The organism is Wolbachia endosymbiont (group B) of Camptogramma bilineatum (assembly GCF_947251825.1).
In the GTDB taxonomy this organism is placed as follows: domain Bacteria; phylum Pseudomonadota; class Alphaproteobacteria; order Rickettsiales; family Anaplasmataceae; genus Wolbachia.
The window spans coordinates 1,632,897-1,657,982 of the sequence record NZ_OX366391.1; the positions used below are offsets into that span (position 1 = coordinate 1,632,897).

At 33.7% G+C, this 25,086-nt stretch carries 26 protein-coding genes, 3 tRNA genes and 1 pseudogene; 21 read left to right on the top strand and 9 right to left on the bottom strand.

The features are described 5' to 3' along the window. Positions 1 to 29: 29 nt before the first annotated feature. The 4 genes from OPR44_RS08420 to OPR44_RS08435 form a co-directional block, all read right to left on the bottom strand. The gene (locus tag OPR44_RS08420; protein WP_010404031.1) at positions 30 to 1,016 is read right to left on the bottom strand and encodes a site-specific tyrosine recombinase; all 987 of its coding nucleotides are present in this window, start codon (positions 1,014 to 1,016) and stop codon (positions 30 to 32) included. A 371-nt stretch (positions 1,017 to 1,387) separates the two neighbouring features. After that, positions 1,388 to 2,023, bottom strand: a complete 636-nt coding sequence (locus tag OPR44_RS08425; RefSeq protein WP_265014936.1) for a DnaA ATPase domain-containing protein — start codon at positions 2,021 to 2,023, stop codon at positions 1,388 to 1,390. A 105-nt stretch (positions 2,024 to 2,128) separates the two neighbouring features. Continuing rightward, complete coding sequence (locus OPR44_RS08430; protein WP_320157099.1) at positions 2,129 to 3,202, bottom strand: AI-2E family transporter; 1,074 nt, start codon at positions 3,200 to 3,202, stop codon at positions 2,129 to 2,131. 49 nt (positions 3,203 to 3,251) lie between these two features. Next, complete coding sequence (locus OPR44_RS08435; protein ID WP_265014937.1) at positions 3,252 to 4,139, bottom strand: alpha/beta hydrolase family protein; 888 nt, start codon at positions 4,137 to 4,139, stop codon at positions 3,252 to 3,254. Between the two features lie 102 nt (positions 4,140 to 4,241). On the opposite strand from OPR44_RS08435, the gene ispD reads away from it, so the two are divergent. Continuing rightward, complete coding sequence (ispD, locus tag OPR44_RS08440) at positions 4,242 to 5,447, top strand: 2-C-methyl-D-erythritol 4-phosphate cytidylyltransferase (protein WP_264377591.1); 1,206 nt, start codon at positions 4,242 to 4,244, stop codon at positions 5,445 to 5,447. A gap of 84 nt (positions 5,448 to 5,531) precedes the next feature. On the opposite strand, the gene OPR44_RS08445 is transcribed toward ispD, so the two are convergent. The 3 genes from OPR44_RS08445 to OPR44_RS08455 form a co-directional block, all read right to left on the bottom strand. Continuing rightward, the gene (locus OPR44_RS08445) at positions 5,532 to 6,398 is read right to left on the bottom strand and encodes a ParB/RepB/Spo0J family partition protein (protein WP_264377592.1); all 867 of its coding nucleotides are present in this window, start codon (positions 6,396 to 6,398) and stop codon (positions 5,532 to 5,534) included. After that, positions 6,395 to 7,237 (bottom strand): ParA family protein, encoded by an 843-nt coding sequence (locus OPR44_RS08450; RefSeq protein WP_264378059.1) that lies wholly within the window; start codon positions 7,235 to 7,237, stop codon positions 6,395 to 6,397. The genes OPR44_RS08445 and OPR44_RS08450 overlap by 4 nt, the downstream gene beginning before the upstream one ends. Before the next feature lie 86 nt (positions 7,238 to 7,323). Then, complete coding sequence (locus tag OPR44_RS08455; RefSeq protein WP_265014938.1) at positions 7,324 to 9,804, bottom strand: response regulator; 2,481 nt, start codon at positions 9,802 to 9,804, stop codon at positions 7,324 to 7,326. Positions 9,805 to 9,963: 159 nt separating this feature from the next. Here OPR44_RS08455 and hemF point away from each other — a divergent pair, with 159 nt between their 5' ends. The 11 genes from hemF (at position 9,964) to sucD (ending at position 15,532) form a co-directional block, all read left to right on the top strand. Next, positions 9,964 to 10,788: an oxygen-dependent coproporphyrinogen oxidase gene (gene hemF, locus OPR44_RS08460; RefSeq protein ID WP_265014939.1), complete on the top strand. Its 825-nt coding sequence runs from the start codon at positions 9,964 to 9,966 to the stop codon at positions 10,786 to 10,788. Positions 10,789 to 11,020: 232 nt separating this feature from the next. Beyond that, complete coding sequence (locus OPR44_RS08465) at positions 11,021 to 11,233, top strand: hypothetical protein (protein ID WP_265014940.1); 213 nt, start codon at positions 11,021 to 11,023, stop codon at positions 11,231 to 11,233. Then, positions 11,233 to 11,649 (top strand): hypothetical protein, encoded by a 417-nt coding sequence (locus OPR44_RS08470; protein ID WP_265014941.1) that lies wholly within the window; start codon positions 11,233 to 11,235, stop codon positions 11,647 to 11,649. The genes OPR44_RS08465 and OPR44_RS08470 overlap by 1 nt, the downstream gene beginning before the upstream one ends. Next, on the top strand, positions 11,642 to 11,812 hold the full coding sequence (locus OPR44_RS08475) for a hypothetical protein (protein WP_265014942.1): 171 nt from the start codon (positions 11,642 to 11,644) through the stop codon (positions 11,810 to 11,812). Before OPR44_RS08470 ends, OPR44_RS08475 begins: the two co-directional genes overlap by 8 nt. Next, complete coding sequence (locus tag OPR44_RS08480) at positions 11,763 to 12,002, top strand: hypothetical protein (RefSeq protein ID WP_265014943.1); 240 nt, start codon at positions 11,763 to 11,765, stop codon at positions 12,000 to 12,002. Before OPR44_RS08475 ends, OPR44_RS08480 begins: the two co-directional genes overlap by 50 nt. 68 nt (positions 12,003 to 12,070) lie before the next feature. Further along, positions 12,071 to 12,142 (top strand) — tRNA-Glu (locus OPR44_RS08485). Positions 12,143 to 12,174: 32 nt separating this feature from the next. After that, on the top strand, positions 12,175 to 12,870 hold the full coding sequence (locus OPR44_RS08490; protein ID WP_015588133.1) for a 16S rRNA (uracil(1498)-N(3))-methyltransferase: 696 nt from the start codon (positions 12,175 to 12,177) through the stop codon (positions 12,868 to 12,870). Between the two features lie 122 nt (positions 12,871 to 12,992). Further along, a tRNA-Pro gene (locus OPR44_RS08495) sits at positions 12,993 to 13,066 on the top strand. A 198-nt stretch (positions 13,067 to 13,264) separates the two neighbouring features. Beyond that, the gene (rpsU, locus tag OPR44_RS08500) at positions 13,265 to 13,465 is read left to right on the top strand and encodes a 30S ribosomal protein S21 (RefSeq protein ID WP_007302350.1); all 201 of its coding nucleotides are present in this window, start codon (positions 13,265 to 13,267) and stop codon (positions 13,463 to 13,465) included. Between the two features lie 30 nt (positions 13,466 to 13,495). After that, positions 13,496 to 14,647: an ADP-forming succinate--CoA ligase subunit beta gene (gene sucC / locus OPR44_RS08505; protein ID WP_265014944.1), complete on the top strand. Its 1,152-nt coding sequence runs from the start codon at positions 13,496 to 13,498 to the stop codon at positions 14,645 to 14,647. A 3-nt stretch (positions 14,648 to 14,650) separates the two neighbouring features. Beyond that, positions 14,651 to 15,532, top strand: a complete 882-nt coding sequence (gene sucD, locus OPR44_RS08510; protein WP_264376525.1) for a succinate--CoA ligase subunit alpha — start codon at positions 14,651 to 14,653, stop codon at positions 15,530 to 15,532. A gap of 6 nt (positions 15,533 to 15,538) precedes the next feature. Here sucD and dapF read toward each other — a convergent pair whose 3' ends face one another. Beyond that, positions 15,539 to 16,333: a diaminopimelate epimerase gene (dapF, locus tag OPR44_RS08515; RefSeq protein ID WP_264377595.1), complete on the bottom strand. Its 795-nt coding sequence runs from the start codon at positions 16,331 to 16,333 to the stop codon at positions 15,539 to 15,541. Positions 16,334 to 16,438: 105 nt separating this feature from the next. Here dapF and OPR44_RS08520 point away from each other — a divergent pair, with 105 nt between their 5' ends. Beyond that, positions 16,439 to 16,672: a hypothetical protein gene (locus tag OPR44_RS08520; RefSeq protein ID WP_265014945.1), complete on the top strand. Its 234-nt coding sequence runs from the start codon at positions 16,439 to 16,441 to the stop codon at positions 16,670 to 16,672. A 21-nt stretch (positions 16,673 to 16,693) separates the two neighbouring features. Next, a complete protein-coding gene (locus OPR44_RS08525) occupies positions 16,694 to 17,452 on the top strand; it encodes a glycoside hydrolase family 5 protein (protein WP_265014946.1) in 759 nt (252 codons plus the stop codon). 21 nt (positions 17,453 to 17,473) lie between these two features. On the opposite strand, the gene OPR44_RS08530 is transcribed toward OPR44_RS08525, so the two are convergent. Beyond that, on the bottom strand, positions 17,474 to 18,064 hold the full coding sequence (locus tag OPR44_RS08530; RefSeq protein ID WP_264377599.1) for a nitroreductase family protein: 591 nt from the start codon (positions 18,062 to 18,064) through the stop codon (positions 17,474 to 17,476). Positions 18,065 to 18,149: 85 nt separating this feature from the next. On the opposite strand from OPR44_RS08530, the gene OPR44_RS08535 reads away from it, so the two are divergent. From OPR44_RS08535 to OPR44_RS08910, 7 genes and pseudogenes are all read left to right on the top strand, one after another. Next, positions 18,150 to 18,677, top strand: coding sequence for a biotin transporter BioY (locus OPR44_RS08535; RefSeq protein WP_264377600.1), 528 nt, complete (start codon positions 18,150 to 18,152; stop codon positions 18,675 to 18,677). After that, positions 18,674 to 19,072, top strand: a complete 399-nt coding sequence (locus OPR44_RS08540) for a DUF1284 domain-containing protein (RefSeq protein WP_265014947.1) — start codon at positions 18,674 to 18,676, stop codon at positions 19,070 to 19,072. Before OPR44_RS08535 ends, OPR44_RS08540 begins: the two co-directional genes overlap by 4 nt. Before the next feature lie 68 nt (positions 19,073 to 19,140). Next, the gene (locus OPR44_RS08545; protein ID WP_265014948.1) at positions 19,141 to 20,007 is read left to right on the top strand and encodes a tetratricopeptide repeat protein; all 867 of its coding nucleotides are present in this window, start codon (positions 19,141 to 19,143) and stop codon (positions 20,005 to 20,007) included. Positions 20,008 to 20,071: 64 nt separating this feature from the next. Continuing rightward, positions 20,072 to 20,144: transfer RNA gene (locus OPR44_RS08550), tRNA-Val, on the top strand. 51 nt (positions 20,145 to 20,195) lie between these two features. After that, entirely contained in the window at positions 20,196 to 22,898 is a 2,703-nt protein-coding gene (gene gyrA, locus OPR44_RS08555) for a DNA topoisomerase (ATP-hydrolyzing) subunit A (RefSeq protein WP_265014949.1), read from the top strand. 94 nt (positions 22,899 to 22,992) lie between these two features. Further along, the gene (gene petA / locus OPR44_RS08560) at positions 22,993 to 23,592 is read left to right on the top strand and encodes a ubiquinol-cytochrome c reductase iron-sulfur subunit (protein WP_006014178.1); all 600 of its coding nucleotides are present in this window, start codon (positions 22,993 to 22,995) and stop codon (positions 23,590 to 23,592) included. Between the two features lie 512 nt (positions 23,593 to 24,104). Continuing rightward, positions 24,105 to 25,006 (top strand): annotated as a pseudogene (locus OPR44_RS08910) (IS5 family transposase). Positions 25,007 to 25,086: the final 80 nt, after the last annotated feature.

Genomic DNA, 25,086 nt, shown 5'->3' on the forward strand with positions numbered 1-25,086 from the left:
ACTTTACTACAAAACTAAAAGCAATAAGTTTAATTATTGATCATCTGAGTAATAGGATGAGAATCAGCTAATTTGTCCTTCAACTTTTCGTTAGCAATATGAGTATATATTTGTGTTGTAGAAAGATTAGTATGGCCAAGAATTTTTTGTATCAGCACAATATTTGCTCCGCTATTCAGTAGATGGGTAGCAAGAGAATGCCTAATCACATGTGGAGAGATTTTATTTTCATCAATATCGCACTTTCTTGCTAATTCCTTTATTAATTGACCAACTCTTTGCCTTGTAATTGGTTTATTAGGTTTATCACCTGGGAATAGCCAATCAGATTTTTTGTTGTTAGGGAGCAGATTGTCACGAATTGATAAATAATCTTTAAGGCTTTGCAATGCTTGTTGATTAAAAAAGATTTGCCTTTCTCTGCCACTTTTTCCCTTTATTATTATGTAGCCTTCCTTACCATTACTGTTTACTAAATGTGATACTTCACATAACTTCATATTGATTAGTTCAGAAACACGCATCCCGGAAGAGTAAAGAATATCTAAAATTGCACATAGCCTTTTACTGCTTATCTCTTTATTCGATCCGCTTGCTGATTTTTTTACTGTTTCCATGAGCAAAAATATTTCTTGAACACTTAAATACTTAGGCAAAGGACGGGAAACCTTTGGATTTCTTAATTCATTATCATTAGCCGGTGCTGGATTAAAATCTATTATTCCATCATTAAATAGGCACTTATAGAAATTTTTGATAGCAGATATTTTTCTTGATATAGAGCTAGTTTTATATTTCTTTTGTGTACGTAAAAAGTTTACATAATCTTTAATATTAGCTTTACTTGCACCAACTAAGGTAGTGCCTCCTTCTAATAAAAATTTTTCAAGTTGGTGTAAATCTGAACGATAACTTTCCAAAGTATTTTGTGTAGAGGATTTTTCGGAAACCAAAGTATCTATGTAATACGTTATGTAAAGATCCTCTTTTTTATTTTGTGGTTGTTTATTTTTCATTATCAGCTCCTATATTTATTTCTTTGACTATAATTTGATTGAAAGTATTTTTTGTATTTTTTATAAGAAAATATGAGATAAATAAAACATTTATCAATAAAGTAAGTACTACAAACCTTTGTTTTAACCTTTTTTTTAAATTTGATCTTATTTTTACCATATTTCAATTATAACATCAAATCTATAAAAAACATCCTGTAAAGTAAGTTTTACTATCATATAAAATATCCCTTAGCTATGTCTGTTTATGCTTATTACATCATAGCATTTATTATAATTTTAACATAAAGAGATAGTGATTTCAACTTCATTATTGTATGGGTATTAATAAATCTTTAATATATATAACAAATGTCTTGCAGCAGAAGGAATCACTTGGGACTTTTTTTTAATAAAGTGTTAATAAAAGGAATGGTTACATTTGATCCTATGGATTCACTATCTATTTTTTCTATAATTTTATTAATGCTGTGGAAAGAACGTTCTATTCTTGCTAGAATATAATTAATCACTTTTAAATCAATTTTTAACTGTTTATCTGAAAATCGTTTTATTAGCATAATTCTTAATAATTCCTCGCTTGCAGGCAAAATTTTTACGCTGGTAGTTGACAATATTCGGGAGCTTAAATCTCTTAGTTTGAAGTTAAGCTTTTTTGGTAAAATTGAAGAAGTGATTAGCAGTCTCTTATCATTTTCTTTCATATAATTATAACAATGTAACAACATTTCCTCATCTTTAATGTTTTGTACATCCTCTAAAATAAACGCATCGCTATACCTAATTTCGCTTACAAAATTATTCACATTGATAAAAATTGCATTGTTTATTGATTGCCAAATATGAGCAAGGTGAGTTTTTCCAGAGCTGTTAGGTCCAAAAAGAATCAGGCATTTCCAAGATAAATCGTTAACTATTGAGTTATATACGTGCTTATTTTCGTCTAAGGTGATATAGTTTTGCCAGCAATAATCAACTTGATTATTGCTAAATAAATTTAATTGCACGTAAAGCCTCTTACATTACTACTTTTTGATAATAATTTTTGCATAAAAATTTACTTGCATCTCTCAAATGTATCAGGGGTCCTTTTTCTTTTTATCGTGAACTAATTAGCCATTTTTATAAAGCTCACTTTCAAAATATTTATTGATTGCATATTCTACTAATACAATGAACATTACTATTATTGGAATAAAAAATAATATACCTATAAACCCAAAATATGAGGTGCATATGACAACTCCTAAAATAATGATAGTTGGATGTATATGAACTTTTTTTCCTATTAATAAAGGCACTAATATGCTTGAGTCTATTAATTGACCAACACTAAATAATAGCAAGACAGCAGTACTTTCAAACCATCCACTAAATTGAGTAATGGCGCTCAAAAATCCGATAATAGTGTATAATAATGGCCCTATATAGGGTATAAATGTTAATGTTCCTGATAAAATTCCAATAGCTACAGAATGCTTCAGCCCAATTATGCTAAGGCCCACGGAGTAAAAGATCATCATGACTATACATACGTTTAACTGTCCCTTTAGGTAATTAGATATAATGAAATCTACTTTGGAAAAATAACCTGCAGCTTTTTCTCTGTAAAGAATGGGAATTAGTTTATTAGCCTTTTCTACAATTGCAGGCCAATCACGTAATACATAAAAAAACACCACAAGCGTAATAGCTATTAATGATACCATGTAAATCAAATTAAAGCTTGAATTTAGCACTTGAATTATAAGATTACTGCCCATGCTAAGAGCATTTATAAAATAAGATATATAATCACTGTAATTTTCTACTAGATTTTTAGACAAGTGATCAAATAAACTATCTTCAGTTTTTATATTAAGAAATTCTAGCACAGAAGGAATCACTTTAAGCTTTAATGAAGGTATCTTATTCACTAAGAAATTTAATATTAAAGTAATTTGAAAATATATAATAGGTAAAACAAATGTGATAACTAATATAAAAGCTATCAATAAGGTAAGTATTATAAAAACTACAGAACATGAACGTGGTATTCTATATTTTTCAAACTTGGTTACTAGCGGGTTAAATAGATGTGCAACAAAAACAGATATTAGACACGGAACAATCATAGGACGCATCAAAAATAATGCCCCTATTATGAAAAGCAGTACAAAACAAATAGTTATATGACGTTTTTGCATGTGTTTAGAATAGTTAATTTACCGAAAAATATACAGTTTTTTGTAAGTACTATCTATTCATTATTTTATTAGGCATGAGATCAGCCAAATTTTCACTCAATTGCCAACTAGATAAAACTCCGTTATGCGGGTTATCTGTAAAGCCTCTCAGATTAACGATCTTAATCGAATTTCTATTTAACAATAGATCATCTACTGCCTTTGCCAATTGTGCAGGATATGGTATTAAGGTGTCTCTTTCATGATTAATGACTACTATTGGTATATTATCATTTTGTAGCTTTTGTATATTGCTTACTATATCAAAATCTAAATTTAGGACCTTAAGCATCTTTTTCAATAAGCATGAGGGCAGTACACTTAAAATTTTTGCTTGAGGAATTGGAAAATGCTTTATTGCATTATGAAAAGAGCTGAAAGTGCTAGTAAAAATAACGCCTCCAAGTTTAATATTTTTGTCTGTAAAATATTTTAATACTTCTGATGCAACTGCTCCTCCAAAGGAATGGCCGAAAAGTATGATGTTTTCAGGTTTTACACCCTTGTCCATTAATTCATTGATTTTTTTTATCGAAGACTGAGATAAGCTTTTATTCTTATTTATAAATGGAATCATGAGTATTGATATAGACAAAAAAGTGCAAATCAAAGCTGCTAATATTGCTGAATTCGCTGTCCTAGACGTCATTGGGTTGGTAAATAATATCAGAGCGGGTGATAATATGGATATTCCTAAAAATAAGAAACTAGCTATTGCGTAAGTTATATAGTTTTGAAATGCAATTGGGTATTTATGTGCATGAGTGTAGAAATTAGACCTATGGAGATATGTAGATCTATCTTGTATATACCTGGACGCATTTTTATAATTATCACCTATTCCATGAAAAAATATAAGATGTATCTCATTTTCTTTATTATACTTAGCAACGTGCATTATTTCCCTCTAACATATATTACACCTAGTAAAAGAATATTCTTTTTTGAGAATTGGATCAAACTTTTTTAAAATGCTAGATAACTTGTATTAACAACGAAAATGATAAGCATGTACACTAACAGACTTGAGGAATACAAGATAGCAGCATTAATAGTTGCAGCAGGAGTAGGCAGTAGATGCAATGCCAAAATCCCTAAACAGTATATAAAACTGGCAGGTAAGTCTGTTTTATTTCACACAATTAGAAAATTCTTAGCTAATCAGTACATAAGTTACATAAGAGTGGTAGTAAATGAAAGTCAAAAAGATTTCTATAAAGAAGTTACGTCATCAACTATAGATACTAAATTGCTGAGTCCAGTATGTGGAGAAAAAAGCAGGCAGAGTTCAGTTAAACTTGGACTGGAGAGTTTGCAAAAGATCAATCCAGATTTTGTTATTATACATGATGCTTGTAGGCCTTTTGTATCAAATATTCTAATAAATAACTTGATTGAATCTATGATTAATGGTCAATATACAGGAGTAGTTCCAGCAATAGAAGTCGAGGATACTATATCGTTGGTGAGTAATAATTTCGTTGAATCTGCGATTTCAAGAGAAAAACTTAGAGCCATACAAACCCCTCAAATTTTTAATTTCAGAGAATTATTATCGTGCCATCAGTCAGTCAAAGAATTTACTGATGATTCATCACTAATGGTGGAGCATAAAAAACATGTTGCGATTATTGAAGGTGAGAAAAAGAATTTTAAGTTAACTACAAAAGAGGATATCAATATGGCAAAACTTCTCTTTGGAGAGCCAAAATTCCGTGTCGGAACCGGTTATGATATACATAAATTTGTTAAAATTCAAAATGATGCTAAGAGCTTTATAAAAATTTGCGGTGTGGAAATTGAGCATAATATGGCAATAGAGGCACATTCCGATGGTGATGTTGCAATACATGCAATCGTTGATGCAATACTCGGAGCACTAGGATGTGGCGATATAGGAGAACATTTTCCTCCTAATTCCTCTAAATGGAAGGATTGCAATTCATCTCATTTTCTTGACTTTGCTGCTAAAAAAGCACAGGAAAAAGGATATAGCGTGTCTAATTTAGATATTACTATAGTTTGTGAAGAGCCTAAAATATCGCCTTACAAAGCAGGAATGAAGGAATTCATATCAAAAATATTAGAAATTAATGGTGAATTCGTAAATATCAAAGCAACCACAGCGGAAAAATTAGGTTCTATTGGAAGAAATGAGGGAATAGCAACGTATGCTTCTGTGCTATTGCGTGCAAATTTTTATTGAAGGTAGAAACGAAATAACTTACTTGACAAACTCCACCATTTCACTTCCATTGCAAGGAAAGTGGGAAGGTTTGTCAAGAAATTTCTATGAGCTACTTTCGACATTAATAGCTGATTCAAGTCTTCTATTCAAAATTTTCAATATAAAATCCAATTCATTTGAGTTGTTATAACGTATCATGACTTTACCCTTAGAATTACTGTCATTAATTTTGATCTTTAAACCAAGCTGAGAAGATATAGCTCCTTCTAATGCTGCCATATCTTGATTTTTAGTACAATTATGCTCTTTTCGGTCGTTATTTTGTTGTAAGTCTTTTATCAATTTTTCAGTTTGTCTAACGCTCAGGCCCTGAGAAACTATTCTTTCTGCAATACTTTCCGCATTTTCAACATTAATCAATGCTCTTGCATGACCCATAGACAATTTTTTCTCGTTGATCATTGTTTTTACTCCATTAGGGAGTGACAGCATTCGTATCATATTGGTTATGTGACTGCGGCTTTTACCTAAAGTTAAGGCTAATTCTTCGTGTGTATAGGAGAATTCATCTATTAGTTTTCTGTACGCCTCACCTTCTTCTATTGGATTAATGTCTTGCCTCTGTATGTTCTCAATTATCGATACTTCTAAGCATTCCTTATCATTTAAATCTTTTATGATGACTGGCACACTATCAAGATTTGCAATTTTACTTGCCCGCCAACGACGTTCCCCTGCTACTATTTCATAATCGTCATCATTTGGATCTTTGCGCACCACAATAGGCTGTATAATGCCATTTTTCTCTATCGAACTTGCAAGTCCTTTCAATGACTCCTCATCAAAATATTTTCTCGGCTGAAATTTGCTCGGGTGTAGTAATGAAATAGGTAACCGATCTTCTTTATTATCATAATTATCGCCTATGAGGCCAGCAAGACCTCTACCTAAGCGCCTATTGTCCTTCACGCTGCACCCTCACTTATCAGCTTCTTCTCTTTACAGATGCTCATGTGTTTCTTGAAAATTTCTTTTGCCAAACTTATATATGCTTGTGCACCAGGACACTTAAGATCATATACAATAGCAGGTTTTCCATGAGAAGGCGCTTCTGATAACCGTACATTACGTGGAATAATGGTCTCATATAAGGGGATAATAGTTTTATATACTTTATCATTTAAATATTGGCAAATATCATTTTTAATCTGCTCACTAAGTTTGTTGCGTCTGTCATACATTGTGAGCAATATTCCTTCTATTGCCAGGAAAGGGTTTAGGTTATTTCTTTTTATCAGCTCTACAGTCTTAACTAAATGGCTCAATCCTTCCAGAGCGAAAAATTCACACTGAAGAGGAACAATAATCGAGTCAGCAGCGGTCAGAGCATTGATAGTAAGCAGACCAAGTGATGGAGGGCAGTCGATGATTATGTACTCATAATTATCACGCACTTTCTCTAGAGTGTCTTTTAGTACGAATTTTCCCTGCTCAAGTTGTGATAGCTCAATTTCTGCAGCTGATAAGTCAACCACTGATGAAATTAACGATAAATTTGGAATTTCCTTTATATGAAAAATTGCCGACTCTACCAATTCACTTTCGTTGCTCAGCAGTATTTTATATATATTTTTTTCTTCTCTACTACGATAAGAAACCCCGAGCCCTGTACTAGCATTCCCTTGGGGATCAAGATCTACCAATAAAGTACTTTTTCCCACAGCAGCAAAGGCTGTCGATAAATTTATACTAGTTGTGGTTTTACCAACTCCACCCTTTTGATTTACTATTGCAATGATCTTGCTCACGCCTTTCATCTTATGTATAAAATAACTCTATTGTATATATGCAAGAAATTTTTGCATTAGAAATTTTTTTTTGTTGCCAATCATGCTCAAAGTAAACTGCCTTTTTTTGTCTTGTGTAACACACTTTGAACCTTATTTCCTAACTCATTCAGAGTAAATGGTTTGGGTAAAAAATGGAAGTCTTCTATATTGATTTCATCGCTCTTTAAAAAAGCATCCTCTGCATACCCAGAAATAAAAATAACTTTGATGTTTGGCCTATGTATCAATGTTTCTTTAACTATTTCTGGACCACTCACCTCTGGCATGATTACATCAGTGATTATTAGATCTATGTGTTGATTTTTTTTTCTAATGATCTCTAGTGCCTCGCTGCCTATACTCGCTTCTATTACATTAAATCCTTTTCTTGTAAGAGCCTTAGCAGTAAATTCCCTTACTGAATCTTCATCTTCAATTAATAAAATTATACCATTACCTTTCATCTCTACCGGTTTCTCTATTTCTTTACTATCTTCCTCTTCATCATTTTTATCTGATATGTAAACTATGGGCAAAAATATGCTAAATTTAGTTCCATGATTCACTTTGCTAGCAACATAGATGTATCCTTCGGTTTGTTTAATAATGCCATATACAGTAGAGAGGCCAAGACCTGTACCAGAAGTAATATCTTTGGTAGAAAAAAATGGATCAAATGCCTTTTCAATTATATCACTCGTCATTCCACATCCAGTATCAATCACTTCAATCACAACATAATTCCCATGTTCAATCGTTTCCTTATCTGGAGAAAACATATCCTGAGGTGTAGAATTTAATGAATCAACCTTTTGATTAAAGGTTCGTATAGTTAACTCTCCCCCCTTTTCCATAGCAGCACCAGCATTAACTGCTAAGTTAAGCATAACTTGCTCTAATTGTCCTTGGTCAGCCCTAACAGCACCCAAATCGCTACCATAATAAATATTAAATTTTATATTTTCACCTATTAATCTTTTGATCATTTCATAAAGATTAGCTATCGTACCATTTACATTAATAATCTTTGGCTGCAAAGTCTGTCTTCTTGAAAAAGCAAGCAGTTGTCTTACTAAATTTGACCCACGTTTTGCATTTTGCTGTATCTGTATTATATCTCCAAAAGATGGATCGCTAGCTGAGTGCTGGAGTAAAAGCAAATCACAAAATCCTATTATTCCGGTTAATATATTATTGAAATCATGTGCAATACCACCTGCTAATTGCCCTATAGCTTGCACCTTTTGATAATGCTCAAGTTTTATCTCTAGTTTTTTACGTTCAGTATTATCAATAAAATAACAAAGTATGAACATCACTTTATTATGAAGAAACTTATTAAAATATATTTTTATGTTATTACCGCCATTGAGCTGCACATCAAAGGACGCATTATTTATCCTATTACTTGAAAAATATTCACGCACTTTCATATGATAACCATCTGATATCAATGCAAAGATAGAACCATTATTTGACCCCGCAAGTTTTACTAATGCTATATTTTTCTTTATAAAATTGCCATTTATGTCGCATTGTGCAATAGCAATTGACGAATTTGTAAAACAAGGGTGTAGTTGATAATCAACAATATTTGATTCAGTTGGTGTTATAAAGCCGTGTATATAGCTATGATTGTATTTATCACAAAATATAGCAGTACTCATATAAGCCTTAAATGGAGCACCGCTTATAGTAAAAAACATAATTTCATTTTTGGTTATTGTATCGTCATACTTAGATTGAGATATAAAATCATTGATTGAGCTACCTTTTTCCAATTTTTTTAGTTCAAACATGTCTAAAAATCTTTTATTTACAGATAAGATACCTCCTTTTGTATTTGCAACGTAAGTTGCTATATTGTGTTTCTCTATCAACTCTTCATATACCTGCTCTTTGTTTACCTGTGTTGCCTTCAGTACAAAATACCCACTCGGTCTTGCTATTGGGGCTAATGATAAATTTAAAGTCTTATTACTATTTATAGCAATTTGTGGATTATCCGGTATTGGTTCAGAGAGCAAAAGAAAGTTAGATATTCTACTCTTCTTGCTTAAGGAAATGCATACTTTTACAGAAGTGTTATTTCTTAACGCATGATAGAGTGATTTTCTGTCTTTTTCTGAAACATCTCCTGCTTCAAGAATTTTATCTAGCGTAACATCATCGTTTATGTGATCTTTAAACCTTTCGTAGAACCTCGCATCAGCATAAATAATACCCTCATCTTTATGTAAAATGAGACAAAACTCTGTATTATGATTCAGCGCATTTGCAAATATTGCATTTTGAAACTCTATGATATTAAGTAGATACTTGTAACGTTTTATATTATATACCACAAAGAGAGTCATTAGAGTACTAATTAATAAATTAATCTCTATATTAACATGCTGACTATATACATTAGAAAAATAGAGTACTGATATTGCTATTGGAGGTAAGAACATAATGACTGCCATCACAACAATTGACATCCCATAATTTCTTAGTATGAAGTCAACTCTGTTCTCTTTTTTGTTATCTATGTATCTTTTACTCATTATTATTGCTTGGCATCCTTGCACATATAAAAATATTCTACTATATTGATTTAATTATTATAGATTTATTAACATCCTTGATGGGTAGTTACTATCCCAATCTAATTAAGTCCTGTAAATATAGAGTACAATAATATTAACAAGCCAACAGAAGGTATTATGGAAAAACAAAAGACACAAGCATTTGAATGGTTCTGCGCACTGAGAAACAAGATCACCGAATCTTTCTTATCAATTGAGGTACAGTCATTCACAGAACCAAAAATCGAAAAAAGAAAGTGGAACCGACCAGGTGGAGGAAGTGGTGAATCTACAATTATCTTTGGTAATATTTTTGAAAAAGTTGGAGTAAACGTTTCAAGAGTATACGGAAAGCTCGCAGACTCAGCCATTAATGAAATTCCTGGTGCAAGTGAAAGCAATGGAGAGTTTTGGGCAAGCGGTATATCTTTAGTGTCTCACATGCAATCTCCCCTTATCCCTGCAGCACATATGAACACAAGGCTGATATATACCTCAAAACAATGGTTTGGTGGAGGAATGGACTTTACTCCAATTTATAAAGATGAGGTAGATTGCAAGTATATTCACGAATCAATTAAAGCAACTTGCGATGAGTTCAACATCGAATATTATCCGAAATTTAAAAAGCAATGTGATGATTACTTTTTTTTACAACATAGAAAAGAGCCACGTGGTATTGGTGGAATTTTTTATGACAATCTAACTTCTGGCAACTGGAAAAATGATTTTGAGTTCACAAAAGCAGTAGGTGAAGCCTTTTTAGAAATTTACTTACACATCATACACAAACATATGCAAAAATCTTGGACAAAAGAACAACGAGAAGAACAATTGATAAAACGTGGCAGATATGTGGAGTTCAATCTTCTTTATGATCGTGGTACAAGGTTTGGTTTAATGACTAATGGTAACCCCGATGCAATTATGATGTCGATGCCGCCTCTTGTCAAGTGGGTGTGAAAAGCGGTTATTAATATAAAATAAATCGTTATAGTTTAAAATTGTACCACAATGGTGAGCTTTTATATAGAGGGGTACAATCATGGGTATAGTAGATAGTTTTTTAATTAAATCTGCTAGAAATAGCAATATAAGAGGCGTGAGGCTAGCTTAAAGTCTTCATAATATAGTAAACAGCTTTGAAAAACTCTTTTCTAGAATTAATCCTTTTAGGAACAAGGGGTCATTTGACTTGAATAATGATCAAACTTTAAATCGAGCTTTAGAGTATGCAGTAACAAATCTTGATCATAATGTAATGACGTTACTTATTAGTGCTGGAGCAAATATTAATGAAATAAATAATAGTATAGGAAATGTAATCCTTCAATACAAAATAGCATCAGAAGCTAGCAGTACGGAGATAAGGACAGTCTCAAAGATCGTAAAGAAAAATGTTGTTTAGTGCTTGGTGAGCTAATAAAAAAAGAAAGAAAAGAAATATTGGAGATTTTGAAACAAACGGAAAGTTGTGACAAGCTTAAAGAGGAAGTAGAGCTAAAATTTAAGGCCAACTCACCTAAAAAACCTCCTAGAATTTTTGAACATGATGATATTTTACTTTTAAAAGAGCCCATTTATGATGAGGTATATGACGCTAAGGTTAGTAACTCATTAGAAGAGTTGAGCGTATCGGAAGAATCCATTTATGCTGAAGTATATGATTTGCATAAAAGATCTACCGAAAATTTATCATTGAAAGATAGTGGTTATTCTAGTATATCAGGAGAACCTATTTATGAAGATGTAGATGATTTCTCAGAGCAAAAAAAGCCCACCAGCTTAAATCATAAAGAGCAACCAGAGCCTATTTATGGCTAAAGTAGATTTATCGAAAAAGAGATCAGAAAGACAAGCAAAACATATAAAAGATAATTCTGGGACTTATCATGGATTAGTGAAGGATAAAGTGAATAATTTGCAAGTAAAACTAAATGAGCAAAGTACTAATAAGTCAGCAAATCAAGACCAAGGCTGGCTTTAACGTAAAAGAAATAAGGCAAAATTTTGAGCGTAGAGATTCTGGATACGATTCTGGCTATGATTCAGATACAAAAGTTGAACAAAAATTAGATTTAGGATCTAAAGCTCCTAAATCTGAGATAGGTTCAGTAAGCATTGAACATGGGGTAATAGGAGGCTGTCGATATAAAATCACTGATATATCACTCTAACTGTGTGATTCAAAATAATTGAATTGACTTTATATGTATAATCGATATAACTCAGTTAGATTCAAGTCGACTCTTTCGTCTAGTGGTTAGGACACCACCCTTTCACGGTGGTAACACGGGTTCAAATCCCGTAAGAGTCACTCAAACAGAATGCAAATAACTAAAGTTTTGAATGAAAAAAATTAGGCTTTATGTTGAAGAAGCTTTATCACAAAATGTAAGTTTGGCGCTTCATCCACGACAAAGTCACTATATTTACAATGTAATGCGGCTTAAGAAGCATGATAACATCTATCTTTTTAATGGAAAGGATGGAGAATGGTTAGGAGAAGTAGTGAATATATCAAGTAAATCGACAAAAATTATAATAAAAGAACGCACTAAACAACAACAACATGAAAAAAATCTATATTTGTATTGTGCTCTGGTAAAAAGCGGCGCCTTAAGCAACATAGTAAGACAAGCAACTGAAATGGGAGTAACCTGCATTCAATTTATTTCAACAGAACGTACAGTAGTAAAAAACATTAACCTAAGTAGAGCGAAATTACAGGCAATTGAAGCTGCGGAACAATCCGGTAGGACAAGTATACCACAGATTTTTCTTCCTATTAATTTTTGTGAATTATCCGATTCCCAGAATAAAAATTTTGTTTTGTGTGATGAAACAGGTGAAGGACAACCTCCTAATAAAGTTCTAAAAGGCAAGAAAAACGTTGCTATTATTGTTGGCCCCGAAGGTGGTTTTTCATCTTACGAACTTGATTCTGCCAATAAATTTTGTCAGAAACTGAGTCTAGGAAAAAGAATTTTGAGAGTTGATACTGCTGTAGTTGCTGCATTAACCTTCACCAATTGGTATAGCTAGATTTTTTAATATGGCTAGTGCAACTTGACACTCTATATAAAGAAATCTGCATTATATTTTTCCTAAAAGAAATAAATGAAACTTGCATTTTTCCGAACTATCGATACTCTTAGTAAAGAAGTCGGGGCGTAGCGCAGCCTGGTAGCGCATTTGGTTTGGGACCAAAGGGTCGGGAGTTCAAATCTCTCCGCCCCGAGATTAGAAAAATTACAAGAGCACTGTAACCTAAGAGCAATTTTTATCAGCAAGTAAATGATTGACAGCAGAATGAAGCTTTTTTCATATAAATCACTGCATATCATATTCTATCGCTCAAGTTTATAAAATAATTGACAATGTTAATTTTCTAATTTATAAATGGATTTTGAAGTGATTACCGAAGGAGGTATAGAGTTTGATTGAAGTATCAGTCCATTATGGTGATGTAGATAGAGCTCTTCCAGTGTTGAGAAAAATAATTCAAAAGGAAGGAAGAGGGCTCAAAATGAAAAAAAAATATCACGAAAAGAAATCAGAGAAAACAGCTAAAAAAAAAGCTGAAGCAAGGAAAAAGAGGTATCAGCAAGAATGCAGAAGACAGCGTTATGGTTGGTAGTTTTTACTAAGGTTAATAATTAGTTATCTTATGAATATTCATGAATATCAAGCAAAGGAAATTTTACACAAGTTTAATGTCCCGGTACCAAAGGGTTTTGTTGCTACATCTGCAGAAGGAGTAGAAACTCAAATAAATCAACTAAAATCTGACGTGTTTGTGGTTAAAGCTCAGATTCATGCAGGTGGTAGGGGTAAGGCTGGTGGTGTAAAGCTAGCAAAGTCAGTTGAAGAAGCTCAACAGTTTGTAAAGAACATGATTGGTATGACTTTAGTTACTCATCAAACAGGGCTAAGCGGGCAGCAAGTAAGAAAAGTGTACGTTGAAGAAGGCTCAAGCATTAAGAAAGAGTATTATTTAAGCCTGGTAATCGACCCGAAGCTCAGTAGGCCAATATTCATATTTTCCTCAGAAGGTGGAATGGACATCGAAGAAGTGGCAAAAAATTCTCCTGCAAAAATTGTGAAATTTGATATTGATTCTGCTACAAGTTTTGATAGCAGCAAGTTAAGCAGCAGTTTTCATTTGAGTCCAGAACAAATAGAAAAGATATCGAACATTGCAAAAAAAATATATGATGCGTTTATTGCAACTGACGCGAGCCAAATTGAAATTAATCCACTGGTTGAAACAAATTCTGGAGATTTTATTGCGCTCGATGCGAAAATTAATTTCGATGACAATGCTTTATATCGTCACCCAGAAATTATGGAACTTCGTGATTATGATGAAGAAGTGAAAGAAGAGATAGAGGCTTCAAAGTATGGGCTCAGTTACATCAAAATGGATGGCAGTATTGGTTGCATGGTAAACGGTGCAGGTCTTGCGATGGCAACAATGGATATAATAAAATACTACGGAGCAGAGCCTGCTAACTTTTTGGATGTTGGTGGTGGAGCGAGTAAAGAAACTGTAACTGAAGCATTTAAAATCATATTGTCTGATAGCAACGTAAAAGGAATTCTGGTTAACATATTTGGTGGTATAATGCGTTGCGATATTATCGCAAGTGGAATTGTTGCGGCTGCAAAAGAAATGAGCATTAAAGTTCCTCTAGTGGTTAGATTATCAGGTACTAATTTTGAAGAAGGAAAAAAAATCTTAGAAGAGTCAGGATTAAATATTATTGCTGCAGATGAACTGGGTGATGCTGCGCAAAAGATAGTAAAAGAGGTGAAATAAAGCATGTCCGTTTTAGTAAACAAAGATACAAGATTAATATGCCAGGGTTTTACTGGTGCACAAGGCACATTTCATTCAGAGCAAGCAATTGATTACGGAACGAAAATGGTGGGAGGTGTAACTCCTGGAAAGGGTGGTAGCACTCACCTTAATTTACCGGTTTTTAATACTGTAGCAGAAGCCAAAGAAAAAAACGGTGCAAATGCCACAGTTATATATGTACCTGCTAAATTTGCTGCTGCTGCAATACTTGAAGCAATAGATGCAAAAATAGAATTGATAATTTGTATTACAGAGGGCATTCCTATACTTGATATGGTGAAAGTTAAGCGTGCGCTTATCGGCTCAAAAAGTCAATTGATTGGTCCCAACTGCCCGGGAATTATTACACCTGAAGAATGCAAAATAGGAATTATGCCTGGCCATATCCATAAGCGTGGACACATAGGAATTATGTCTCGCTCCGGAACTTTAACTTACGAAGCAGTAGCACAAACAACCGCTGTTGGTCTTGGTCAATCCACATGTATCGGAATTGGGGGGGATCCAGTTCATGGTATGACATTTGTTGACTGTATGGAGCTCTTTTTAAAAGATGACGATACTCATGGTATTGTAGTTATTGGTGAAATAGGTGGAAACGAAGAAGAAGATGTATCACATTTTGTGAAAACAGAAAAAACTAAAAAGCCAATCGTTGGTTTTGTAGCAGGCCAAACGGCACCTCCAGGAAGACGTATGGGACACGCTGGAGCAATCATCTCTTCCAGCGGTGGAAGTGCTGGTGCAAAGTTAGAGGTTATGCGCAGTGCTGGGATTGCGATTGCAGAAACCCCTGCTGTGATTGGTAAAAAGGTGTTAGAAGTAATGAGTGTCAGTGCCTAGCCTAGGTCATAAAAACCCTATATCCCCAGTCATCAGTATATTTTTTGACCACTCAATCAGTAAATGACCTCCTGGTAAATGTACTGAAGTTTGTTTAGTAGCCAAACACTTACGAAGTATAGATGCAACAAATGCTGCACAAGCCGCACTACCACATGAAGCAGTAATACCTGTTCCTCTTTCCCAAACTCTTAAGTTTATTTCTCCAGATTTTTCTATTTGTGCAATACTAACATTTGTTTTCTGAGGAAATAATTCGTGATTTTCTAGCTTTGGTCCTAAATTCTGCAATGGTATTTCGCTTATGTTATCAACAAAAAAAACTATATGAGGGTTACCAATATTTACTGCAACTGGCTCTTTCAGCATTTCAAGCTCTATAGGTAGATAAAGGGGATCGCATTCACAAGAAAGAGGAATTTCATTCCATTTAAGCAGTGGTTTACCCATATTGACCTTTATTGATTTATCACCCACTTTAAAACATTCTAAGATACGATTATTTATCAGCTCAATAGTGATATATTCAGTACCTTTTTCTAACATTATCAAATATCCAACACAGCGTGCTGCGTTTCCACACATTTCAGCTCGACTACCGTCAGCATTGTAGATATGCATAAAGCAGTTTGCAGCATTAGACATTGTTATAATTATCACTTGATCACAACTGCCTTGATCAGCAATTTGTCTATAATTCCAGTCTAAATTATTTGCTGAACGTGAGTCTATGATAACAAAACTATTGCCAGTACCGTGCATCTTTACAAACGGGATCTTGTTTGTTAGGTTACTTACCATTATAGCAAAATTACATAAGTGAAAATTTTTCTTCTAATTACAGCTGTTTTGTATTCTATAGTTTTCTGTAATGTGAGTGCTAAGTCAATACCGGAGAACAGCAAAATGCTCTTTTGGCAAACTGGAGTTAGAAAGAGAGCAAATGTTTTCAATAGAAAAGTTGATAGTGACTTAATCAAATCAGCAAAGGAATACAAAATTGGTTTTATTCGTCTTGCTCCTGACAAATTTGAAACTACGCAACGTGACTTCCTCTTAGGCAATGCAGACAATTATCCTGGCCTGATTTCCAAAGATCTGAAAGTTCTGAAAGATGTTTTAGATGCTTTTCATCAATAAAAAATACCAGTAGTATTAACGATGCTTAGCTTACCTGGATCTAGATGGAAGCAAAATAATAACGATAAAGATGATTTACGTTTATGGTCAGATCAAGCTTTTCAAAAACAAGCAGCAAAATTTTGGCAAGATCTTGCGAAAGAGCTTAAAGATCATCCTGCTATTGTTGGATATAATATCTTAAATGAACCACATCCAGAAAGGCTTTATAATACTGCAGATTCGGCTATTTATAACGTAGAACAAAGCATTGACCTAAAAACCCCTATCATACTGGACAGCAGTAGTTATGGCGATCCTCAGGCTTTCGACAAATTAAAACCACTTAATGATCACAATGTTCTTTATTCATTTCACATATACGAGCCTTTTGTTTATACAAATTTAAAACTAAACCAGGGGAAATTTTTCTATCCAGGATATATTTGTTCTGCTGACACAAATAAAAAAGAGTACTGGAATAGAAATACACTCAGATCATATATAGAACCAGTCAAAGTTTTCCAAGAGAAATATAATATACCAAATTATAAGATCTTTGTTGGAGAGTTTGGCGGGCATCGCTGTTCAAAAGGATTAGAGAGCTATTTTCGAGATCTTACTTCTATTTTTAATGAATATAATTGGCACTTTGCTGTTTATGGTTTTCGTGAAGACGTGTGGGACGGTATGGACTATGAACTTGGAAACGAGAAGCTTTCATGGAAAGACTGGCAAGCAATTGAAAAAGGTACAATAAAAAAAATTACTTACCAGATAATCCTATTTTTAAGGTATTGAGAGAGGGGTGGTCAAAGTAAGTTAACTAGTTTTTGGCCACTCATCATAAAAAAATATTTCTTCTATTGGTCTTCTTTTTTTCTTACTTGTTTCAGCGCCATCTTCTTCGTAACCAACCGCTATCACTGATATTACATTAAAATCATCGGATATGTTGAATTTTTCTACTATTTTATCTCTATCAAATCCACCCATTTGATGAGCCATTAAGTTCATAGCTGCAGCCTGTAGCATAAGTGCATAATTTGCTGCACCAGTATCGTGATTAGCCCAAAAATTTTCACCTTTGTCAGATTTACGGAAATTCTTAGCGCTTAGAGATATAATTAGTATTTGTGCATCTTTTGCCCACTTTTGATTAGATTCATCAAGGCAATTTAACAGCTTTTCCCATGCGCTTTGATTGTTCTGTTTGTTGCATATTACGTATCTCCAGGGTTCATCACCAAAACATGAGGGAGTCAGCCTTACAGCTTCCATTAAAATATCCATGTCTTCCTGAGATATTGCTCTTGTAGGATCGTATGAACGTCCGCTGTGTCTTGCTTTCATCAACGATAATAGATCTTGTTTACTCATCATTTTTAGTTTAATAGTGCATAAATAATTCATTGTAGCACAATATGAGCAAAATTTAAATTGCAAAACCTCTCATACACATATATGACATTTAATAAGTTATTTTTATTGGGAAAGTATGTTTATAACACAATCTAGCAGCAGATCAACACTGGCTGAAATATTGTCTTGCGTTTTACTTTTATTCTTGATGGCTCAAATAAGCATACCATTGCAGCCTGTGCCTATCACATTGCAAACTTTAGGAGTAATGCTTATTGGGCTTAAATTTAACCGCAGAACAGCATTCTATTCTGTGCTTACATATCTATCACTTGGTGCAGCAGGATTGACTGTTTTTGCGAATTTTTCTAGTGGTTATCACATTTTTCTCGGGCCAACAGGTGGATATTTGATTGGCTGTTTAGTTGCTGTTGTAGTAATGAGCAGAGTAAATGAATTACTGAACTCTAAATATAAATCATTTATGTGTAATTCTTTAAGTTGTCTGGCGGGTACATTCGTAATCTTTATTTGTGGTATTAGTTGGCTTACTATTTACGTGGGTCTGAAACAAGCAATAATGGTAGGTGTTTTACCATTCATCCTTCCTGGTTTGGTAAAAATTTTTCTACTTGTAGCAGCTTTGCAGTATTTGAAAAAGTGATAAGGTTTCGTCCTCATCATTTTATGTGCACTCTTGCATTTCAAGGTTATGGATATTCTCAGAGCTTTGTAGAAAATTACAAAAAGATAGCAAGTAAAGTAATTAGTGATCCTAATACTAAAATCGAAGTAGTTGATAATCTTGACACTATTTGTAGTGTTTGCCCAAACCAGACTAAACAAGGTAAATGTACCACACAAGCTAAAGTTTTAGAGCTAGATAGAAGGCATATGGAAATTTTAGGAATAAAAATTGGCGAGATTTTGACCTGGAGTAAAGCATTAAAAAGAATTAGAAAGAAAATGTCTTTAGAGAAATTTGACTACGCATGTGAGGAGTGTAATTGGCAACCATATGGAATGTGTAGAAGTGCTCTTTTAACTCATTCTAAATAGTATCTGCCAATTAATAATATCTTTATTATTATATTAGATAAGTAATTTAGCATTTATGAATTTGTAATGTGTTGCGTATAGTTCAAAGAAATAAGATTTACTGGTTACGCGCTGCAGCCAATTCCACAACACTAGGATCTATGTTTGTCTGCATGTTAATTTGCGTTGTGATTTTATGGAGGTCTTCTGTTACCTATGCTAGTGAAAATTTGGAGATACAGAAGGTCTTTGATAGTGTTGTCAAGCATATAAAAGCTGATAAAAAATATAAAGATCTTGATGTTATCGAGAGAAAAAGTGACAAATTTAATATCAAAATTTCGCAGAATTCTGGCAAGAATTTTGACATATACTCTATTTTAAAAAAAGCAAAAGATTCCTTTGAGTTAGGAGATAGTGAAACAGCTACTTCTCTCCTCAATCAGATTATCGCAAAATTTCCTTATCATGAAAGTACTTTAATTGGACTAGGGAACATCTATTACGCTAACAAAGAATTTAAAAAAGCTGTAGAGATTTACACAAGACTGTTAAAAGAATATCCTAGCAACCCTTATGTATTAAAGAATTTTCTGACGATAATCTCACAATATGATCCTAATTTAGCATTGAGTGAAATGTTAAAATTGTATGATACACTCAGAAATAGCGCCCCTTTATCAGCAAATTTAGGTTTGATCTATATGAAAAAAGGGGATTACGTAAAAGCTAAAGAATATATGAAAGCAGCAATTTCTTTAGATCAAAACAATATTTTTTATACCTATAATTTAGCTGTTATTCTAGATAAGCTCTCAGATTTTAAAAATGCCACAGCATGTTATTCAAAGTTGTTGAACATGTCAAAAAATGCAAGTGAAAGAATACCTTTATACAAGGTGGTAGCAAGGCTAAAATTTATACAACTCCATAGTGCGCACCCAGCGATTCCATAAGAGTTGCTTGTATCGCTATTTTTGTTTACAACAACAACATTGAACTATAGAATTATATCTAGAGGGGCAATTAGCTCAGCTGGTAGAGCATCTCGTTTACACCGAGGAGGTCGGCAGTTCAAGTCTGTCATTGCCCATTAGCCTAGTTGAATATTAATATTACAATTATTTCAATCAAAGTATAGAAAATGCAAGACAACATAGTACCAGTTTCAATAGTGAAAGAGCTAGAGGATTCTTATCTCTCCTACGCAATGAGTGTGATCATAAGTCGAGCTATACCTGATGTGCGAGATGGATTTAAACCTGTTCATAGGCGCATATTATACGCAATGTCGAGGGCTGGGTTCGATGCCGGTAAACCGTATAAAAAAGCAGCTCGTATAGTCGGGGATGTAATGGGAAAATATCACCCACATGGTGACATGGCTATCTATGACTCCTTGGTCAGGATGGCTCAAGATTTTTCTCTTCTTTTACCACTTATTGATGGGCAAGGTAACTTTGGTTCGATAGATGGAGATCCGCCAGCTTCAATGCGATATACAGAAGCAAGGCTCCACAGAGTGTCGCATTTTTTACTAAATGATATTGACGAAGATACAGTTGATTTTAGGCCAAACTATGATGGAAATGAAACAGAGCCTGTTGTACTGCCTGCAGAATTTCCGAATCTATTGGTAAATGGTGCAAGCGGTGTTGCAGTTGGTATGGCAACCAATATTCCTTCTCACAACCTTGGAGAAATAATAGATGCTTGTATGTTATATATAGATAATCCTGAAGTTACTTTGGATGAGTTACTTGAAGTGATGCCAGGACCGGATTTCCCAACTGGGGGAACGATTCTTGGAAGGTCTGGAATAAGATCAGCATTTGCAACGGGTCGTGGATCAATTGTTGTGCAAGGCAAGACTCACATGGAAGAGCTGTCACAAGATAGGCAAGCAATAGTGATTGATGAAATACCTTACCAGGTAAATAAAGTAAAATTAATTGAGAAGATAGGTGAGCTTGTAAAAGAAAAAAGAATTGATGGCATAACAGAAATTAGGGATGAATCTGATAAGTCTGGTATTAGGGTAGTAATTGACCTCAGAAGAAATGCTGAAGCAAGTTTTATACTTAATCAAATATTGGGACTAACTCCACTAAGAAGTAGTTTTAGTGTTAACACTTTAGTCCTCAACAACAACAGGCCTGCTTTGATGTCGTTGAAAGAAATTATAGCTGCTTTTATTGATTTTAGAAAAGAAGTATTAATCAGGAGAACAGAGTTTCGTCTAAGAAAAACGAGGGAAAAAGCTCATATATATATAGGGCTCTACATTGCGGTCTTGAGCATAGATGAAGTGATAAAAATCATCCGTGGTGCAAAAGATCCTGCGGAAGCAAGTAGAGAACTTTTAAATAAAGAATGGAAAACTTCAGCTGAGATAAACACAATTATTGGATTAATCTCAGACAGCACAAGCTTTTTGAAAGACGGAGTGTATAGATTAACTGAGCTGCAAACGAAAGCTATTCTTGACATGAAATTGCAACGTTTAACAGGCCTTGAAAAAGACAAATTAGAAGCTGAGCTAAGTTCAATGATCAACCTGATAAAAGAATATATCGCTTTTCTTGGCTCAGGAGAGAAGTTGATGAAAGAAATAAAAAACAATCTACAAGAAATAAAGAACAGATTTGCTGTGCCGCGAAAAACTTCAATAGAGGAATCAGATACGGACATTGAAGCTGAAGATCTAATTCCACAAGAGGATATGGTGATAACCGTAACTATGAATGGTTATATCAAGCGTGTGAAGCTTTCTCATTATAGAACTCAGCGTCGTGGTGGAAAAGGAAAGCTAGGACAAGGATTAAAAGAAGAGGATGTAACCACAAAATTATTTGTTGGGAATACCCACACTAGCCTTTTATTCTTTTCTAATATTGGCCGAGTTTATAGATTAAAAGTTTATAAGTTACCTCTTGCAGAGCCAACTGCACGTGGAAGAGCACTTGTTAATATATTTCCGCTTAGCGATGGTGAAACTATAACTAATATAATGCCATTACCAAGTGAAAATGACGAAAATCAAAACATAGTTTTTGCTACTGCTCATGGGAACATAAGGCGCAACTCTTTAGCGGATTTTCACTATATTCCAAGCAATGGAAAAATAGCAATCAAGCTCGATGAAGGAGATAAGTTAATATCAGTTAAAGTATGCAATGAAATTGATCATGTTTTTCTTTCAACAAGATTCGGCAAAAGTATCAGATTTGTTGTAAGTGATGTGCGTCAATTTAAAAGTCGCAATTCAGATGGCGTAAGAGGTATCAAACTTGCAAAGAATGACAGCGTGATATCTATGACCATATTAAATGGGATAGGTGTAGCAACAGAAACAAAAGAACTTTACTTAAAAGTTCCACTTGCAAAAAGACTGGGGACTGCAATTAATAACTCCATTGATTCTAAATTGGAAAAGACTTTGAATGATTTAGGAATAGATAACAAACTGTTCTTAAAACTTGCAATGAATGAGGAGTTCATATTAACTATTACTGAAAATGGCTTTGGTAAAAGAACTTCTGCGTACGAGTATAGGGTAACAAATAGAGGTGGTGTTGGTATTACAAATATCCTTACTACCGACAGAAACGGTAATGTTGTTGCTAGCTTTCCAGTTGAACAGGGTGATAATATCATGCTTATTACAGATAAAGGAAAGTTAATTCGTATTTTAGTAAATGATATCAGAATTGCAGGACGTAGCACTCAAGGAGTCACTCTGTTTAAAACAGAGAGTAGAGAAAAGGTGGTGTCAGTAGCGAAAATTGAGGATCCCGATTCCACTGAAGATAGTATTTCCGAAATTGAAAACTCTGTTTATTCTTAACTGTATAGCAAAGGTTAAGCAAATAGTGCAAATTTCTATTGATTAATCTATAATATTTAAATTAAAATATATGTCTATGTCCAAGTAGAGATTGATGGATAAGAAGTTAACTAAAAATAAAAAATCATTGACGAATGAGAAGAATAAAAAAACATCTCTTGTTAAAGATTTTGCCAAAAATAAGAGTAGAAGAGATTTTATCACATTAACTACGTGTGCCATGGCAGGTATAGGAGCTGCAAGCGGTCTTTGGCCATTGGTTAAGTCTATGAATCCTTCTGCTGAGGTTTTAGCGATGTCTACGGTTGAGGTTAATCTATCTGATATTCAAGAAGGACAAGGAAAAAAGGTAAAATGGCAAGGTAAGCCAGTATTTATCCGCAAGCGCACAAAACAAGAGATTGAGGCTGCAAGAGCCATAAATGCAGAAAATTTGAGAGATCCTGAATCAGATGAAAAAAGAGTATACAAAGGAAAAGATGAATGGTTAATTATGATTGGAATATGCACCCATCTTGGATGTGTACCAGTTGATCACGCTACAAAAGACGGCAACGGTTGGTTCTGCCCTTGTCACGGTTCATATTATGACACATCAGGCCGAGTAATTGGCGGTCCTGCACCAAAAAATATGGCTATACCTGACTACTTTTTTCCAAGTGAAAATATTGTAGTAATTGGCAAGAAGGCTTAACGGATTTTTATAATTAAAGTAATAAAAGTATATTGCATTTCAAGAAGCACACTGACTTCATAGGCAAAGCTCTTGAAGTCTATCAAGCTAATTTTATACTATGCACATATTCGGGTAATAATTAAGAAACTTGCCTGCCAAATCTTCAGAGTTGACAGCTAAATTTAAAACTTGTTCCTTTGCGTCAGAAAAATTCTGACTAACTTGCTTAAAGTTATTTTCTAACTCTTCGAGGATGGAGCTGAAATTAAAAAAACTTTTCTGCATTTTATCAAGATTTTGAGTTATATAGCTTAATACATAAAGATAGAGACAAGAGGGGAAGAGATATGGTAAAGCAAGAAAAAGCTGAAAGTGAGGGAATAAATGGAGTCACCATATCAATATGAATTAAGGGAAAGAGTGATTTTAGTGGAATCGGGATGGCTTTGTTGCATCGCTCAAGTAAAAAGAACTGGAAGTTACTGACAAAATTCATTATAAAACAGCCATTTAACTGTTGAAGAAAAAATATGCCACAGAAAATGAAAGTCAGTAACCAAAACGAATATAACAAATTCCTTAAAAAAAGGGGGAATATTTTTCGTTACATCGATGAAGCTATCGAAAATTGGTATGAAAATAGTCCAAAAATGCAGGGCGGCAACTATATTTATAGTGATAAAGTTGTGATTTTGGTGCATATAATCGTTAATCTTTTTAGAATTGGCTTAAGACAAACGGTAGGGTTTGTAAAAGGATATCTGCAACAAATAGGAAAAAATTTGCAGCTATTCACAAGCATCAAAAAAAACTTAATATTAAGATAAATGATTGCAGAAAATAATATAGAAGATATCGAAGTTGCTATAGACAGTACAGGAATTAGTATATACAACAACACACAGCAAGGAAAATAGCACTGACAGAGTGGCTATGAGCAAACGAGAAAATTGCACGTAATGTTGAATATAAACAACAAAAAAGCCATAGCTGTAAAATACAGTAACGGTGTCTACTCTGATCACTTGTGATTTGCTAAAAGAAGTTGATTTTCAGCATGCCATAAAAGCACTATATGCAGATAGAGCATGTGATAGGCACAAGTTTTATAAGTTGTGTAATGAATATGATATAAAGACAAAAATTCCACCAATAAACAATGCAGCAGAACATCCAGAAATAGATTATATGTCTGACAGGAATGCTGCTATTAGGTTAATAAAATTATACGGTGAAGATGGCATGAAAGAATGGAAAAAGAAGTAAATTATGGGAAAAGATCTTATATTGAAGGTTTTTTCTCAAGATTAAAGCAAATATTCGGATTTAGTTTTAGGAATAAATCTGAGATAAATCGAGAAAAAGAACTAAATGCTATTTGCTTAATAAATTCACTGATATTGGTATGGCTAAATTTGAGATAGTTACATGAATTTAACATAAATCACCATCTCATAAAGTGTGATGCAATAAAGCCATCCCAGTGTCAGCTACTCTGATGACACCAAAGGG

What these genes read in the sequence shown, in the direction of transcription:
- petA (WP_006014178.1), top strand. Translation starts at nt 22,993, where the DNA reads ATGGATAAGAAGTTAACTAAAAATAAAAAATCATTGACGAATGAGAAG.
- OPR44_RS08420 (WP_010404031.1), bottom strand. Translation starts at nt 1,016, where the DNA reads ATGAAAAATAAACAACCACAAAATAAAAAAGAGGATCTTTACATAACG.
- OPR44_RS08535 (WP_264377600.1), top strand. Translation starts at nt 18,150, where the DNA reads ATGTTTATAACACAATCTAGCAGCAGATCAACACTGGCTGAAATATTG.
- OPR44_RS08490 (WP_015588133.1), top strand. Translation starts at nt 12,175, where the DNA reads ATGAAAAAAATTAGGCTTTATGTTGAAGAAGCTTTATCACAAAATGTA.
- gyrA (WP_265014949.1), top strand. Translation starts at nt 20,196, where the DNA reads ATGCAAGACAACATAGTACCAGTTTCAATAGTGAAAGAGCTAGAGGAT.
- OPR44_RS08525 (WP_265014946.1), top strand. Translation starts at nt 16,694, where the DNA reads ATGCTTAGCTTACCTGGATCTAGATGGAAGCAAAATAATAACGATAAA.
- OPR44_RS08475 (WP_265014942.1), top strand. Translation starts at nt 11,642, where the DNA reads ATGGCTAAAGTAGATTTATCGAAAAAGAGATCAGAAAGACAAGCAAAA.
- OPR44_RS08520 (WP_265014945.1), top strand. Translation starts at nt 16,439, where the DNA reads ATGCTCTTTTGGCAAACTGGAGTTAGAAAGAGAGCAAATGTTTTCAAT.
- hemF (WP_265014939.1), top strand. Translation starts at nt 9,964, where the DNA reads ATGGAAAAACAAAAGACACAAGCATTTGAATGGTTCTGCGCACTGAGA.
- sucD (WP_264376525.1), top strand. Translation starts at nt 14,651, where the DNA reads ATGTCCGTTTTAGTAAACAAAGATACAAGATTAATATGCCAGGGTTTT.
- OPR44_RS08455 (WP_265014938.1), bottom strand. Translation starts at nt 9,804, where the DNA reads ATGAGTAAAAGATACATAGATAACAAAAAAGAGAACAGAGTTGACTTC.
- OPR44_RS08530 (WP_264377599.1), bottom strand. Translation starts at nt 18,064, where the DNA reads ATGAATTATTTATGCACTATTAAACTAAAAATGATGAGTAAACAAGAT.
- dapF (WP_264377595.1), bottom strand. Translation starts at nt 16,333, where the DNA reads ATGGTAAGTAACCTAACAAACAAGATCCCGTTTGTAAAGATGCACGGT.
- OPR44_RS08430 (WP_320157099.1), bottom strand. Translation starts at nt 3,202, where the DNA reads ATGCAAAAACGTCATATAACTATTTGTTTTGTACTGCTTTTCATAATA.
- OPR44_RS08435 (WP_265014937.1), bottom strand. Translation starts at nt 4,139, where the DNA reads ATGCACGTTGCTAAGTATAATAAAGAAAATGAGATACATCTTATATTT.
- OPR44_RS08480 (WP_265014943.1), top strand. Translation starts at nt 11,763, where the DNA reads ATGAGCAAAGTACTAATAAGTCAGCAAATCAAGACCAAGGCTGGCTTT.
- sucC (WP_265014944.1), top strand. Translation starts at nt 13,496, where the DNA reads ATGAATATTCATGAATATCAAGCAAAGGAAATTTTACACAAGTTTAAT.
- ispD (WP_264377591.1), top strand. Translation starts at nt 4,242, where the DNA reads ATGATAAGCATGTACACTAACAGACTTGAGGAATACAAGATAGCAGCA.